Source organism: Actinoplanes sp. KI2 (genome assembly GCF_025630775.1).
Lineage (GTDB): Bacteria > Actinomycetota > Actinomycetes > Mycobacteriales > Micromonosporaceae > Actinoplanes.
Genome location: NZ_JAOSZE010000035.1, coordinates 74,739 through 88,133 on the forward strand (window position 1 = coordinate 74,739; position 13,395 = coordinate 88,133).

General features: G+C 70.9%; 12 protein-coding genes. 4 read left to right on the top strand and 8 right to left on the bottom strand.

All coding sequences use genetic code 11. The annotated features are described in order from the left end of the window. Nucleotides 1-84 precede the first annotated feature (84 nt). Nucleotides 85-2,526 carry a hypothetical protein gene (locus tag ODJ79_RS32640; protein ID WP_263027475.1) on the top strand — a complete coding sequence of 814 codons (2,442 nt, stop codon included), beginning with the start codon at nt 85-87 and terminating at the stop codon, nt 2,524-2,526. A 4-nt stretch (nt 2,527-2,530) separates the two neighbouring features. Here ODJ79_RS32640 and ODJ79_RS32645 read toward each other — a convergent pair whose 3' ends face one another. Further along, nucleotides 2,531-3,118, bottom strand: a complete 588-nt coding sequence (locus tag ODJ79_RS32645; protein ID WP_263027476.1) for a hypothetical protein — start codon at nt 3,116-3,118, stop codon at nt 2,531-2,533. A gap of 78 nt (nt 3,119-3,196) precedes the next feature. Here ODJ79_RS32645 and ODJ79_RS32650 point away from each other — a divergent pair, with 78 nt between their 5' ends. Then, nucleotides 3,197-3,985, top strand: coding sequence for a DUF2127 domain-containing protein (locus ODJ79_RS32650; RefSeq protein WP_263027477.1), 789 nt, complete (start codon nt 3,197-3,199; stop codon nt 3,983-3,985). Here the strand turns inward: ODJ79_RS32650 and ODJ79_RS32655 are convergent. From ODJ79_RS32655 to ODJ79_RS32670, 4 genes are read right to left on the bottom strand one after another with little or no spacing between them, the layout of a single operon-like run. After that, nucleotides 3,968-5,476: an alpha-N-arabinofuranosidase gene (locus ODJ79_RS32655; RefSeq protein WP_263027478.1), complete on the bottom strand. Its 1,509-nt coding sequence runs from the start codon at nt 5,474-5,476 to the stop codon at nt 3,968-3,970. The genes ODJ79_RS32650 and ODJ79_RS32655 overlap by 18 nt on opposite strands. 4 nt (nt 5,477-5,480) lie before the next feature. Then, complete coding sequence (locus ODJ79_RS32660; protein WP_263027479.1) at nt 5,481-6,368, bottom strand: carbohydrate ABC transporter permease; 888 nt, start codon at nt 6,366-6,368, stop codon at nt 5,481-5,483. A gap of 1 nt (nt 6,369) precedes the next feature. Further along, the gene (locus tag ODJ79_RS32665; RefSeq protein WP_263027480.1) at nt 6,370-7,320 is read right to left on the bottom strand and encodes a carbohydrate ABC transporter permease; all 951 of its coding nucleotides are present in this window, start codon (nt 7,318-7,320) and stop codon (nt 6,370-6,372) included. Nucleotides 7,321-7,333: 13 nt separating this feature from the next. Next, nucleotides 7,334-8,662 carry an extracellular solute-binding protein gene (locus ODJ79_RS32670; protein WP_263027481.1) on the bottom strand — a complete coding sequence of 443 codons (1,329 nt, stop codon included), beginning with the start codon at nt 8,660-8,662 and terminating at the stop codon, nt 7,334-7,336. A gap of 104 nt (nt 8,663-8,766) precedes the next feature. Between ODJ79_RS32670 and ODJ79_RS32675 the strand changes: the two genes are divergently transcribed. Together ODJ79_RS32675 and ODJ79_RS32680 are read left to right on the top strand one after the other, a co-directional pair. Further along, on the top strand, nt 8,767-9,771 hold the full coding sequence (locus ODJ79_RS32675; RefSeq protein WP_263027482.1) for a LacI family DNA-binding transcriptional regulator: 1,005 nt from the start codon (nt 8,767-8,769) through the stop codon (nt 9,769-9,771). A 52-nt stretch (nt 9,772-9,823) separates the two neighbouring features. After that, nucleotides 9,824-10,423: a dihydrofolate reductase family protein gene (locus ODJ79_RS32680; protein WP_263027483.1), complete on the top strand. Its 600-nt coding sequence runs from the start codon at nt 9,824-9,826 to the stop codon at nt 10,421-10,423. Between the two features lie 5 nt (nt 10,424-10,428). Here ODJ79_RS32680 and ODJ79_RS32685 read toward each other — a convergent pair whose 3' ends face one another. The 3 genes from ODJ79_RS32685 to ODJ79_RS32695 all read right to left on the bottom strand — a co-directional run bounded on the left by ODJ79_RS32685 (nt 10,429) and on the right by ODJ79_RS32695 (nt 13,291). Further along, a complete protein-coding gene (locus tag ODJ79_RS32685) occupies nt 10,429-11,724 on the bottom strand; it encodes a glutamine synthetase family protein (RefSeq protein WP_263027484.1) in 1,296 nt (431 codons plus the stop codon). Between the two features lie 65 nt (nt 11,725-11,789). Continuing rightward, a complete protein-coding gene (locus ODJ79_RS32690) occupies nt 11,790-12,890 on the bottom strand; it encodes an amidohydrolase family protein (RefSeq protein ID WP_263027485.1) in 1,101 nt (366 codons plus the stop codon). Between the two features lie 5 nt (nt 12,891-12,895). Continuing rightward, a complete protein-coding gene (locus tag ODJ79_RS32695) occupies nt 12,896-13,291 on the bottom strand; it encodes a VOC family protein (protein WP_263027486.1) in 396 nt (131 codons plus the stop codon). Nucleotides 13,292-13,395 lie beyond the last annotated feature (104 nt).

Sequence of the window (13,395 nt, forward strand, 5' to 3'; positions counted from 1 at the left end):
TGTCTCTCTCCGGTTGCGACCAACGGCGGGCTTGGGCAGGGTGGGAACCAGATAGATCAACGGTGATCAATTCTGGAGTCCGCCATGAAGCGTGTCGCGGTGGCAGCGGTCCTGGGTACGGCGATCGGGCTGTGCGGTGTCGCCCCGGCGGCCGCCGCGGCGCCGGCAGGGGCGCTGTCCGAGACCTCCCAGCTGGGGAATCGCCGGTTCGTCGTGACCGGCGACCGCGCCTACGAGGTGGGCGCCGAGGACGCGACCTACCCGGCCACCGGCTGGCACATCCGCGGGGAGATGGGCGGATTCTGGTCGCAGCCGATCAAGCTGCTGGACGGTGTGTGGTTCGCGGCCGACGGCACCTGGCTGACCGCGAGCCGGTTCACCGAGCATCCCGGCTATACGACCATGACGCTGGCCGGGCCGGGCGGAATGGACATCGAACGTACCGACGTCGTGCCCGACGGGGCCCGCGCGGCGCTGATCGGCCTGCGGTTCCCGGCCGGCGCGGGCACCGTCCGGCTGACCGTGCAGGCCCACTCCGAGCTGCTGTCGGCGTACCCCTGGACCTTCACGACGCCGAGTCAGGCGACCGCCAACCAGCCCGACACCGGTTCCTTCGACGGCCGCAACCTGGTCTTCCGCGACCAGGGCGGGCACGACTGGGCGGCGCTGGTCGGCAGCGGGCTGACCCCGTCCGGGCACGCGCTCGGCCCCGGCATGCGCGGGCCGCAGGGCGACGTGGTCTGCGGCGACCCGGCACCGGCGGTCTGCGACGACGGGCCCGAGGGCAGGGGTACGGGCGGGCAGCTCACCTACGACGTCAGGGGCGGGCAGACGGTGTGGTTCGCCGTCGCGGGATCCGACCAGGGGCCGGCTTCCGCCCGTACGGAAATGTCCAAGGTCTTGCACGATCCGCAGCGAGCCTTGTCCGGCAAGATGGCCGCGCGGCAGGCCGTGGCCGCGCACACCCGGGTCGACCTGCCCGGCGACCGGCTGCTGCAGCAGAGCGTCGACTGGTCCAAGCAGAACCTGGCCGACTCGGTCCAGCAGTCGCGCGACCTGCGGCTGTTCGCCAGCAACCAGGGCACCGCGTCGCCGCCGGTCAAGGGGACCCTCGCCGAGGCGGACTGGCTGGCAGCGGGCTGGCCCGACTATCCGTGGATCTTCGCGACCGACGGTGAATATTCGGCCTTCGCCGCCGTAGCCGCCGGGCAGTTCGGGCCGATCGAGAATCACCTGCGCACGCTGCGGGCGATCAGCGACGTGATCAACGACCGGTCCGGCAAGGTGGTGCACGAGGTCACCCCGGACGGCCAGGTCTACTTCGGTACGAACGCGGACCCGGGCAACACCGACGAGACCGTGAAGTTCCCGAGCACCGTCGCGCTGATCTGGCGCTGGACCGGCGACGACCGTTTCCGCGACGAGATGTACGACTTCTCGGTGCGAGCAATCCGATACGCGGTCGCGCTGGACGCCGACGGCGACGGCTGGCCCGAGGGCAGCGGCAACGTCGAACGCGCGGGCATGGGCCAGGAGAAGCTCGACGTGGCCGTCTACACCATCCGTGGCCTGCTCGACCTGGCCGCCATGGCCCGGAGCAAGGGCGATCGGGCCACCGCGGCGTGGGCGACGGCCCAGGCGACCACTCGAGAGCGGAAATTCGAAACCGCTTGGTGGTACGGGGGAGACGCGAACTCGTACGCGGACTCCTTGCAGGACCCGGGCAACGTCAAGCTGTTCCAGCGGTACTGGATCGGCGCCGTCCCGATGGAGGCGGAACTGCCCGGCGGCGCATCGGTGGCCGACCGCGGGCACGCCGTGACCGCGCTCGCCCAGCGGGAACGCGACTGCTTCACCGGGGACTTCGGCTTCTTCCACACCGGCACGCCCGGCTGCGACAGCGTCGTGTCGAGCGCGCCACCCGAGCGCGACATCTTCTCGCTCGGCAACGCCGTGATGGCGGCGGCCGAGGGCAACTTCGGCCGGCTCACCCGGCAGGGCCGGTACACCACGGCCAACGCCCGCAGCCAGCTCGACCCGTCGGTGTGGGAGATGCCCGGCGCGATGCCGGAGATCCTGCCGTCGCCCGACTTCGGCACCAACATGAGCAAGGACTTCCTGAGCCGGTCGAGCGTGCTGCAGACCTGGGGAGCGTACGGAGTCCTCTGGCCGGTCGTTCACCAGCAGCTCGGCGTCGACCCCGACCTGGGCCGCGGCGCGCTGTCGGTGGTACCGCAGATCCCGCCGGGCCAGACCCGCGTCGCCGGTTCGGACATCGCGGTCGGGCCGGGCCACGTCGACGTTCAGGCGGCCGTCCGGGCGGCGACGCTGACGGTCACGGTCGACGCGGCGGTCCGGGCCCGCCTCACCCTGGGCGCGGTGCTTCCGGCCGGCAAGACCGTTTCCGCCGTACGCCTGGACGGCCGGCCCGTCCCGTCCCGGCTGGCCACCACTACCCGCGGCGTCGAGGTGCTGGTCGGGGCCGGCTCCGGCGGACGCCACACGCTGCAGGTGGACCTGCGCTGAGCGCCTACGGTCCGAATCCTCCGGTACCGGGCGGAATGGAGGTGCTTTCGAAGCGGCTCGGCCATCGGCGTGCGCCCTTGACGCCGGTGATGTGCTTCAGGCACGTCGCGCCGGGCATCTCATGGCAGACGTCCCGGCCGCCGCCGCAGTCGGCGAGGTAGTGCCCGCCGCCCGGCACTCTCAGCTCCCGGTCGATGCGGAACAGCAGCGGCAGCGCCCCGTTCTCGTCCTCCCGCGCCAGGCGGAACGTGGTGGCGAGCCGGGCCGGACGATCGGAGCCGGGTTCCGGTGGGCGGGGCAACAGCCGCCCGAACGCGGCGTCGCAGAACTCGGCGTAGTCGCGGGCGTCGCGGACCATCTCGCGCCACAGATCGTCGACGACGACCGAGGGCATCGCCGGATGGGCGGCGGGGTGGCGGGCGGCCAGCCGGAACCACTGGCGGGCCGCGCTCTGCACCAGGGCGACGGCGGCGGTGTCGAGATCGCCGTGCTCCAGGGTGAACCGGTGCCGGACGCCGGCCGTGAACCGATAGCCGTCGACGACGGCGAGCCGTCGAGCGGTTCGCCGACCACGGGATCGGATCCAACTCATCGGTCCAGCCTGCGAGCATTCGCGGCAACGGTCAATTTACCGGGCCGGCGCGTGACCGGGTGTTGTACCAAGTGAGATGTGGATTTGAATCTGTGGGTCTGCGGCCGACGCGGCCACCTGACGTACGCGCCGGTCGAGGACGACCTGCGCGCCCGGCTGCACGCGGAGACGGCGCTGGGCGCGGCGTGGCGGTGCCTTCGCTGCGGCGACTTCGTGCTGGGCGAGCCCCGGATGGCCGGTCCGGCCGCCGACGCGCCGCTCGTGCCGCGTGGCCGGGCGCTACGCGACGCGATCATCCTGCGGCTGCTGGCCCTCGAGCGCTTCACGAAGGGCCTGCTCGTTCTCGCCGCCGGCTACGGCGTGATCCAGTTCCGGGACAGCCGGGACGCCATCCAGCGCGCGTTCCACGAGGACATCCCGCTGCTCAAGCCGTTCACCGACAAGATCGGCTGGAACCTGGAGAACTCGACGATCGTGGAGACGATCCGGCGCGTCGTCGAGGCCCGGTCGGACACGCTGCTCTGGGTCGCGATCGCCCTGATCGTGTACGGGGTGCTGCAGCTCGTCGAGGGCACCGGCCTGTGGCTGCTCAAACGCTGGGGCGAGTACTTCGCGCTGATCGCCACGTCGCTCGGCCTGCCGATCGAGATCTACGAGCTGACCGAGCGGATCACCTGGTTCCGGATCGCGGCGCTGGTCATCAACGTGGCCGCGGTGGTCTACCTGCTGGTGGCCAAGCGGCTGTTCGGGGTGCGCGGCGGGCACGCGGCATACGAGGCCGAGCGGCACGAGATGAGCCTGCTGGAGGTGGAGCACGCCGCCGCCCGACAAACGGCGGACGAGCGGACGTCAGTGGCCGCCGGCTAGCCGGAGCAGGTTCCACGACAGGGGCGGCAGCAGCACGGTCGCGCGCCCGCCGGACACCTCGACGTCGTCGAGCGGGCGCGGTGTGACCCGGTCGGGCTGTGCGGCGGTGTTCACCGCTTCCGGGTCGCTGTCGTGGACGGCGACGTGCCTGCCCGCCACCAGGCCGGGGCAGGCCCGCAGATCCAGGTCGAGGGTCAGCGCCTGCCGCTGGTCCCGGTTGACGGCGAACAGGGTGACCTCGCCGGACGAGTCGTCCCGCAGCGCCACCGCGGCGAGGACGGGGACCTCTCCCTGCGCCGCGGTCTCGTGGGTGGGCGCCACCGCGTCGGTCCGCAGCACCGTGCCCCGGCCGTGCCGCGAGGTCAGCGCGAACGGGTGGAAGGTGGCCTGCCGCCAGGCCGGGCCGCCCGGCTCCGAGCGGATCGGCGCGATGACGTTGACCAGCTGGGCGAGACAGCCGATCTTCACCCGGTCGGCGTGCCGGAGCAGCGTGATGAGCAGGTCGCCGACCACGACCGCGTCGGTGACCGAGTAGGTGTCCTCGATCAGGCGCGGCGTCTCCGCCCAATCCAGGTTCTCCTCCCCGGCGAACCGGCTCTGGTACCAGACGTTCCACTCGTCGACGGCCAGGTTGATGCGCTTGCGGTGACCGTTCTTCGCGCGTACGTGATCGCAGGTTGCCACCGCCGCGTCGATGAAGTGGCCGAAGTCGACCGCGCGGGCGAGGAAGCTGTCCCGGTCGTCGCCGAACTGTTCGTAGTAGGTGTGCAGGGACAGGTAGTCGACGAGGTCGTAGGCCTCCTCGAGGACGGTCGCCTCCCACTCGCCGAACGTCGGCATCCGCTGGTGGGAGCTTCCGCACGCGGACAACTCGATGCCCGGGTCGACGCGGCGCATCGCCTTGGCGGTCTCGGCGGCGAGCCGGGCGTACTCGTACGCGGTCTTGTGGCCGATCTGCCACGGGCCGTCCATCTCGTTGCCCAGGCACCAGAGCCGTACGTCGTGTGGTTGTGGTGATCCGTTGGCCCGCCGCAGGTCGGACCAGTAGGTGCCGGCCGGGTGGTTGCAGTACTCGACGAGGTGGCGGGCGGCGTCCAGCCCTCGCGTGCCGAGGTTGACCGCCATCATCGGTGCGCTGCCCACCGCACGGCACCAGTGCAGGAAGTCGTCCACGCCGACCTGGTTGGTCTCGATCGACCGCCAGGCCAGGTCGAGCCGGCGCGGCCGTTGCTCGCGCGGGCCGATGCCGTCCTCCCAGTCGTACGCGGAGACGAAGTTCCCGCCGGGGTAGCGCACCAGCGGCACGCCGAGCTCACGGACCAGGCCGGCCACGTCCTGCCGGAACCCGGTCGCGTCCGCCCGAGGATGGCCGGGCTCGTAGATTCCGGTGTAGACGCACCGGCCAAGGTGTTCCACGAACGATCCGTAGAGCCGTGGGTCCACCTCGGACACCGGGACGGCCGGGTCGACGGCCAGCGACGCGTGCCGCACGCGATCACCCCTTGAGGCCGGTGCCGGCGATGCCCTCGACGATGCGGCGCTGGAAGAACAGGAAGATGAGCACGAGCGGAAGTGCGCCGAGGATGGCGGACGCCATGGTGTCCGCGTACCGGATGCCGTAGCTGCCCTGCACGGTCGCCAGCCCGACCGGGATGGTCATGAGCTTGGGATTCGACAGCACCAGCAGCGGCCAGAGCAGGTTGTTCCAGCTCCAGACGAACGTGAAGATGGCCACGGCGGCGACGACCGGCCGGCTCAGCGGCAGGACGATGCGCCAGTACGTGCGGAAGAACCCGGCGCCGTCGACGCGGGCCGCCTCGTCGAGGTCGCGCGGCAGGCCGTCGAAGAACTGCTTGAAGATGAACACCGCGATGGCGGCCGGGATCTGCGGCAGGATCACCGCCCAGTACGTGTTCAGCAGGTGCATCGCGCTGAACTCCCGGAACTGCGGCACGATCAGCGCCTGCTGCGGGATCATGATGCCGATCAGGATGAACCAGAACACCACCCACCGGTATCGGAATCGCATCCGGGACAGCGCGTACGCGGCCATGCTGCCGACCAGGACGGTGCCGGCCGCGGTCGCCAGCGAGGTGACGAAGCTGGAGGCGTACCAGTTCCAGATGTCGCCCTGCGCGAAGATCGTGCGGTACGAGTCCAGGGTGGGGTTGTCGATCCACCAGGTGGTCCGGGTGGTCTCCGCGTTGGGCTTGAGCGAGGTGTCGACGGCCCACGCGATGGGGACCAGCCAGATCAGGGCGAACGCGATGAGCACTCCGACGCAGGTCGCGTTGAACAGCCGCACCCGGCGGTCGATGGCGGCCTGGGTCACCTCGGGACGTGTGCCGGTCCGCGCCCCGGTGTCGGTGGCGAGCGTGGTCATGTCACAACCCCTGTTCCTGGCGGCGGGTGAGGAAGACCCACACGGCGGACACGGCGAGTACGAGGATGAAGAACAGCGTCGACACCGCGGCGGCGTAACCGGTGCGGAAGTCGGTGAAGCCCATGTCGTACACGTATTCGAGGGTGGGGCGGGTGGCGTAGTTGGGGCCGCCGCTGGTCATGATGTACGGCTGATCGAAGATCTTCAGGGACGCGATGATCTGCAGGACGATCACCAGTGACGTGGTGCGGCTGAGCATCGGGATGGTGATCCGGCGGATCTGCTGCCACGGGCTCGCCCCGTCCATCGAGGAGGCCTCGTACAGGTCCCGCGGGATGTCCTGCAGGCCGGCCAGATAGAGCACGAAGTTGAAGCCGAGCGTCCACCACACCGTCGCGAAGGCCAGCGACCACATCGCCAGGCTCGGGCTGCCCAGCCAGTTCGGTTCGGCGAAGCCCAGGCTGGTGACGACCTTGCCGAGCAGGCCGAGCTCCGGGGTGTAGAGCCAGATCCAGATCAGCGCCATCACGGCGGACGGCAGGATGTACGGCAGGAAGAACGCGAGCCGGAAGAACCAGCGTCCGCGGCTGGCCCGGTCGGCGAGCAGCGCGAAGACGAAGGCCAGGATCACCAGCGGCGGCGTGGTGAGGATGGTGAACCAGATGGTGTGCCACATCGAGGCCCAGAAGTCCGGGCTGCTCAGTGCCTCGCCGAAGTTGCCGAACCCGGCGAAGCCGCCCAGCCCCGGCCTGGTCAGGCTGGTGTCGAAGAAGCTCATCACGACCATGTAGATCGACGGGCCGATGATGAACAGCAGGTACAGCACGAGGAACGGCGCCATCATGAGCCAGGCGGGCCGGGCGTGACCATGTTCGGTCACCCGGCTGGTGTCCGTGCCGGCCGGTCGGACCAGCCGGTCCTCGAAGGTGTCGTAGTCGGCGGTGATGGTCACGGCACGTACCTCCTCAGACCGGTGACGCGGCGCTCGCGAGCGCGGAGAGCTTGGACCGGATCTGGGTGATCGCGGCGTCCGGCGACATCTGACCGGCCTCGACGGCACCGATGGCCGAGCCCATGATGATTTCGAAGTCCGAGCCGGAGCCGGAGTACCAGCCGGGCGGGTCGTACACCGCGGAGTCGGCGGCCGCCGCGTAGTTCGACTGGGGGGTGAGCTTCTTGAACGCGTCGCTCTGCGCGACCGGCAGCCAGGCCGGGATGTGGCCGCCCTGCGCCCACGTCATGCTCTGGTCGAGCATCGACTTGATGAAGCCCAGCGACCGGTCCAGCTGTCCCTCGACGGCGGCGCCACCGCTCGGTACGACCAGCGTGTGCGAGTCGGCCTGGACCGCGTACGTGCCGCCGAAGACGTTGGGCACCAGCGTCATGCCGAACGGCATCTTCGCGGTCTGGAAGGTGCTGATCTCCCATTCGCCGTTGAGGTGGAAGCCGGCCGCGCCGTTCGCGAACAACGCGATCGCGCCCTGGTAGTCGATGCTGCCGGGCATCAGCTTCTTCTCGACGGTGAGCGTGTGCAGGAAGGTGAGCACCTGCGTGGCCTTCGCGTCGTCGAGCACCACCTTGGTGCCCGCGTCGCTGAGCACCTGGCCGCCGAGCTGCGAGTAGAGGGTCTGGAAAAACCGCCACGGGGTCGCCGTGTCGGCGTTGATCCCGTGCGTCGCACCGTACTGGCCGGTGACCTTCTGCACCTTGGTGAGAGCGTCCGTGAAGGCGTCCGGTCCCGCGATGGGCGCCAGGTTGCCGGCCGCGTCCAGCAGGCCGGCCTCCCCGCAGATCTTGGTGTTGTAGAACAGCACGAACGGGTGCGTGTCGATCGGGATCGCGTAGATCCGGCCGTCGACCAGGCCGGCGTTCCAGGCGCGCTGGTTGAACATCTCGGCCGACATGCCGTACCGGGCGAGATCCGCCGGCTTGAGCTCCTCCAGCAGGCCGGCGGCCTGCAGCGTCTTCATCCGGGTCAGGTGGGCGACCGCCACGTTCGGCGGTTTCTTGCCCACCGTGGCGAGGGTGAGCTTGGTGTAGTACGGATTGCCCCAGGCCAGCGTGACGGCCTGCAGGGGAGTGCCGGGGTTGGCCTGGCGGTAGGCGTCCTCCATCTGCTGCATGCGGACGCCGTCGCCGCCGCCGAAGAGATTCCAGTAGTCGACGGTGCCGGGGTCGAGCGGGGTCCCGGCGATCGCGGCGCCCACCGGGGAGGAGCAGGCGGCGAGGGAGGCGGCGCCGAGGCCGGCCACAGCGCCCTTCAATACCGTACGGCGTGACACCGGTCCGTTCATGACGTCCCGTCCTCGGGTTGATTCAACGTTGAATCGGGGAGTTAAGGTCAGGCTTGTATTTCACGAGCTTCGATGCAAGAGGCATTCGTATGATGAGAAAGCTGATGCGCGTGACGCTGAAGGACGTGGCGCTGCGGGCCGGGGTCTCCGCGAAGACGGTCTCGAACGTGGTGAACGGCACCGGGCGCTTCAGCCCCGAGGTGCGCGCCCGCGTCGAGTCGGCCGTGGCCGCTCTCAACTACGTTCCGAACTTCTCCGCCCGCGGCCTGCGCAACGGCCGCAGCGGCCTGATCTGCCTGGCGCTGCCCAACCTGAGCACGCCCTACTCGGCCGAGTTGATCCGCGAGTTCGCGCGCGCCGCCGCCCGGCGCGATCTCGGCGTACAGATCGAGGAGACCGGTTTTGACAACTACCAGCGGGAGCGACACCTGCTGTCACAGGCCCGGCGGCACCTGATCGACGGACTGATCATGAGCCCGGTGCTCCTCACCAGCGCCGCCCTCCAGCCGAGCCCGGTCACGCCGCCCATGGTGTTCCTCGGCGAGGTGCAGCAGGACACCACCGACCACGTGTGGGTCGACAACGTCGCGGCCAGCAGGGAGGTGGTCGAGCACCTGATCGGCCTCGGCCATCGCCGGATCGCGATGCTGGGGCTCTTCGAGTCGGAGAGCGCACGCCTTCGCCGGAAGGGGTATCGGCAGGCGCTGACCGCCGCGGGCCTCGCACCCGCGGCCGACCTCGAGATCCCCAACCCCACCTGGACGACCGCCGCAGCCGCCGCGGCGCTCGACGACTACCTCGACCGGCGGCCCCTGCCCGACGCGATCTTCTGCCTGACCGACTCGCAGGCCCTCGGCGCGCTCAACGCCCTGTGGCGTCGCGGGATCCGGGTCCCCGACGACATCTCGATCGCCGGCTACGACGACATCACCGACGGGCGGTACGCCGTGCCGCCGCTGACCACCGTCGGCATCGACAAGACACGGGTGGCCGAGGCGGCGATCGATCTGCTGATCGAGCGGATCGCGGAGCCCCGGCGGCCGCCGCGACGGGTCACCATCCCGTACACGATCCTGCCCAGGGAAAGCAGCAAGCCGGCGCCGCGATGAGTCGAGGCCGTCCGACCGGTCTGTCCTGGTGACATCCGGCAGAGGAGGAACCATGGGCAAGGTCATCGCATCCATCACGACGTCGGTCGACGGTTATGTCACCGGTCCCGATGACGGTCCGAAGTACGGCCTGGGCGTGGGCGGTGAGCGCCTGCACTACTGGGTGATGGGCGGTCCGTGGACCTACGAGGGCGGTCACGATTTCGTGATGCACGGCCCCGACAAGGAGTTCTTCGACGAGCTGGTCGCCACGACGGGCGCCGGGGTGGTCGGCCGCGGAATGTACGACGCGGCCGGCGGGTGGGGCGGAACCAATCCCTTCCCGGGGACGCTGTTCGTGCTCACCCACCGGACCGCCGACCAGCCCCCGGCGGAGGCCGGCTTCCGGTTCGTCGCGGATCTGGACGCGGCGCTCGCCCAGGCGGCCTCGGTGGCCGGGGACGGTGACGTGTCGATCGGGGGCGGCGCCGATGTCATCCGGCAGGTGCTGGCGGCGGGGAGGGCCGACGAGCTGGTGATCTCGACGGCGCCGGTGATCCTCGGCTCGGGCAAGCGGCTGTTCGAGGGGTTCGACCGGGACATCGACCTCGAGGTGGTCAAGGTCTACAGCTCGCCGTACGCGACCCACGTGCGTTACCTGGTCAGGAGGTAGCAGGCTCAGTAGACCCAGCGCAGCGCGGCCGCGACGGCGGCGGGCTCGTGGTCGCGCAGCCGGTCCGCCTCGGCGCGGCGGACCGCGACCACGGCGTCGAAGAGCGTGTCGCCCATCGCGTCGCGCAGCATCGGGTCGGCGGCGAAGGCGTCCGTCGCCTCGTCCAGCGTGGTCGGCAGCCGGGGTACGCCGGGAAGGTTTGCCGGGTCGCCGGTGATCGGCTCGGGGAGTGGCCGGCCCGCCGCGAGGCCGTCGCGCGCCGCGGCGACCAGGGCGCCGAGCAGCAGGTACGGGTTCGCCGCCAGATCGAAGCACTTCACCTCGAGGTTGGCCGCGCCCGGCTGCCCGGCCGTGCCCGGCACGAGCCGCAGCGCGGCCTCCCGGGCCTCCACACCCCAGCAGGCGAACGCGCCGGCCCAATGCGACGGCACCAGTCGCAGGTAGCTCGCCGGCGTGGGCGCGCCGACCGCGAGCAGGGCCGGCAGGTGCGCGAGGATGCCCGCCGCGATCCGCCCGCCGTCGGACTCGGGGAAGCCGTCGAAGAGGTTGCGGCCGTCCCGCCACGCCGAGAGGTGGACGTGGCCGCCGTTGCCGACCGTGCCGGCGACCACCGAGGGCGCGAACGAGACCCGCAGGCCGTGCCGCTGCGAGACGGCCCGGATCGTCTGGCGCACCAGGACGCTCTCGTCGGCGGCGCGCACCGGGTCGGCCGCCGCGACCGAGACCTCGAACTGGCTGGCCGCGTACTCGGGATGGAGCTGATCGACGACGACGCCCTGGTCCTCCAGGGCGATCAGCACGTCCCGGCAGTAGTCGCTCAGCTCGACCAGCCGGGTCATCCCGTATGCCGGGCCGCGGCAGGCCGGGAGGAAGTCGTCGTCGTCGCGCCCGGCCGCCCACTCGATCTCGATCGCCATCCGGAACGTGATGCCGTCGGCGGCCGCCAGCTCGGCCGTGCGCCGGGCGAAGCCGCGCTGGTCGGCGATCCACGGCTCGCCGTCCTGGGTGAACCGGTCGGCCGGCGCCCAGGCCCAGCCCGGCTGCCCGGCCAGCGCGACGAGCCGGTCGAGGTCGGGCCGCAGCCGCAGGTCGCCGTCGGGGCCGCCGAGGCGGTCGGTGCTGGTGATGGAGTCGTCGGCGAGGAACGTGTCGAAGACCGGGGACATCCCGACACCCCAGCGCACCGCGTCGTCCAGCCGGGACAGCGGGACGGTCTTGACGCGGTTGATGCCGGCCGTGTCGACGTACGAGAGGATGACGCCACGCACCCCGAGGTCGTGCAGCCGGCTCGTGTCAGGCATGGTTCTCCCTCGAAGTCCCGCGGTCTCTCGTCGCGCCGAAACCGTACCAATCGGGACGGTGAGGCTCAGTCCAATCCGTACACGCGTCGCGCATTTCCCGAACCGATCAGCTCGCCGGCCCGGGCGGCGTCCCCCGCCGACCAGTGCCCGTCGCGCACCCACGCCCCGGTGACCTCCGCGAACGCCCGCCGAAACAGCACCGCGCCGAGCTGGTGCAGCTCGGCGAGACCATACGCGTCGGAGGAGTAGAGCACCTTGTGGAACGGCGCCAGCTCGAGCGACTCGGCGAGCACCGCCGCCGCCCGCGCGCCCACGTGGTTGAGCGCCAGCCCGGCGTCGACGTACACGTGGGGGAACGCCTGCGCGAGATAGCCGGCCTGCCGGTGGAACGGATAGCAGTGCAACAGCATGATCGGGACACCGCTGTCCCGGGTCGCCCGGAGGAACCCGGTCAGCAACGCCGGGTCGCAGCGGGCGAGATCGAGGTCGGGGTCGCCGAACCCGGTGTGCAGCTGCACCGGCAGCCCCCGGTCGACCCCCGCCCAGAGCAGGTGCCGCAGCAGCACCGGGTCGGCGATCCGCGGCCGCCCGTCGCGCAGCCAGCGTCCGGCCGCCTCGACCACCTCCCGGCGGGTCGGCCGCCGCGGATCGAAGTCCAGCCCGTGGCGATAGGCCACGATCGACTTCACCCCGACGGCCCGCGCGGTCGCCCGCGCAAGGCTTTCCGCGTACGCCTCGGCGAACCCCTCCGCGGTCACCTCGCCCTGCTCCTCGGCCACCGTCTCCAGGCGTACGACCTCGTGCGCGGCCGTCCCCGCGGCCGACGCCATCTCCGCCGGGCCGAGCAGCCGCGCGCCGTTGAATCCGGTGTCCACGAGATAGGCGTCGACCTCGGCGGCCCGCAGCAGCAGCCGGTTCGCCTCGGCGGCACCCAGCTCGCGACGGCGCGCGAGATAGGCGTCGCCGTCGACGTGCGGTGGCAGGCCCAGCACCGGCGCGCACCACCGGCGCAGCGCGAAGCCGAGCTGCGAGTCGAGCGTGGAACACCCGGCCGGCGGTGGCCGATCCGACTCGGTGGCCAACGCCTCGAACCCGGTGCGGTCGAGGTCCCCGGTCGTGGCGCCGTGGCAGTGATGGTCGATCAGGCGCAGCGGTTCGGCAGTCACGTCCCTCAGCTTGACGGTGCGCCCTCGTCGACGCACATGATGTTGCCCTCGCTGTCCTTGAACCAGGCCGCCTTTCCCATCCCCGGGATGGTGGCCACCGAGCCGTTCCACTCGACGCCGGGCATGCCCTCGTAGACCTCGAAGACGACGCCCTTGGCCTGCAGATCGCGCACTTCCTGACCGACGTCGTCGACGTGCCATTGGGCGATCGTGTGGGCGGCCTGCCCGGCGTACTGGGTCCGGTAGACGTTGAAGAAGGTCCCACTGGCGGTCCGGTACCGCAGCGCCTCGCCGCCCAACTCGGCGACGGGAGTCAGCCCCAGCTTCTCCGAGTAGTACTGCCGGGCTCGGTCGAGGTCGGCGGCGGGAATGTTGGCCTCCACAGCGCTGTGATTCAGCATGTGTCCTCCCGATGCGGGCGAAGAGCCGGTGCGGCGACGCACCGGAGCCTACGCCGAGTAGGCCCGGCGTGGACCGTTCGACCTGCGGATTCGTTGGTCCGGGT

Coding starts and splice junctions, on each gene's coding strand:
- ODJ79_RS32640 (WP_263027475.1), top strand. CDS start 85: ATGAAGCGTGTCGCGGTGGCAGCGGTCCTGGGTACGGCGATCGGGCTG.
- ODJ79_RS32645 (WP_263027476.1), bottom strand. CDS start 3,118: ATGAGTTGGATCCGATCCCGTGGTCGGCGAACCGCTCGACGGCTCGCC.
- ODJ79_RS32660 (WP_263027479.1), bottom strand. CDS start 6,368: ATGACCACGCTCGCCACCGACACCGGGGCGCGGACCGGCACACGTCCC.
- ODJ79_RS32670 (WP_263027481.1), bottom strand. CDS start 8,662: ATGAACGGACCGGTGTCACGCCGTACGGTATTGAAGGGCGCTGTGGCC.
- ODJ79_RS32675 (WP_263027482.1), top strand. CDS start 8,767: ATGCGCGTGACGCTGAAGGACGTGGCGCTGCGGGCCGGGGTCTCCGCG.
- ODJ79_RS32680 (WP_263027483.1), top strand. CDS start 9,824: ATGGGCAAGGTCATCGCATCCATCACGACGTCGGTCGACGGTTATGTC.
- ODJ79_RS32685 (WP_263027484.1), bottom strand. CDS start 11,724: ATGCCTGACACGAGCCGGCTGCACGACCTCGGGGTGCGTGGCGTCATC.
- ODJ79_RS32695 (WP_263027486.1), bottom strand. CDS start 13,291: ATGCTGAATCACAGCGCTGTGGAGGCCAACATTCCCGCCGCCGACCTC.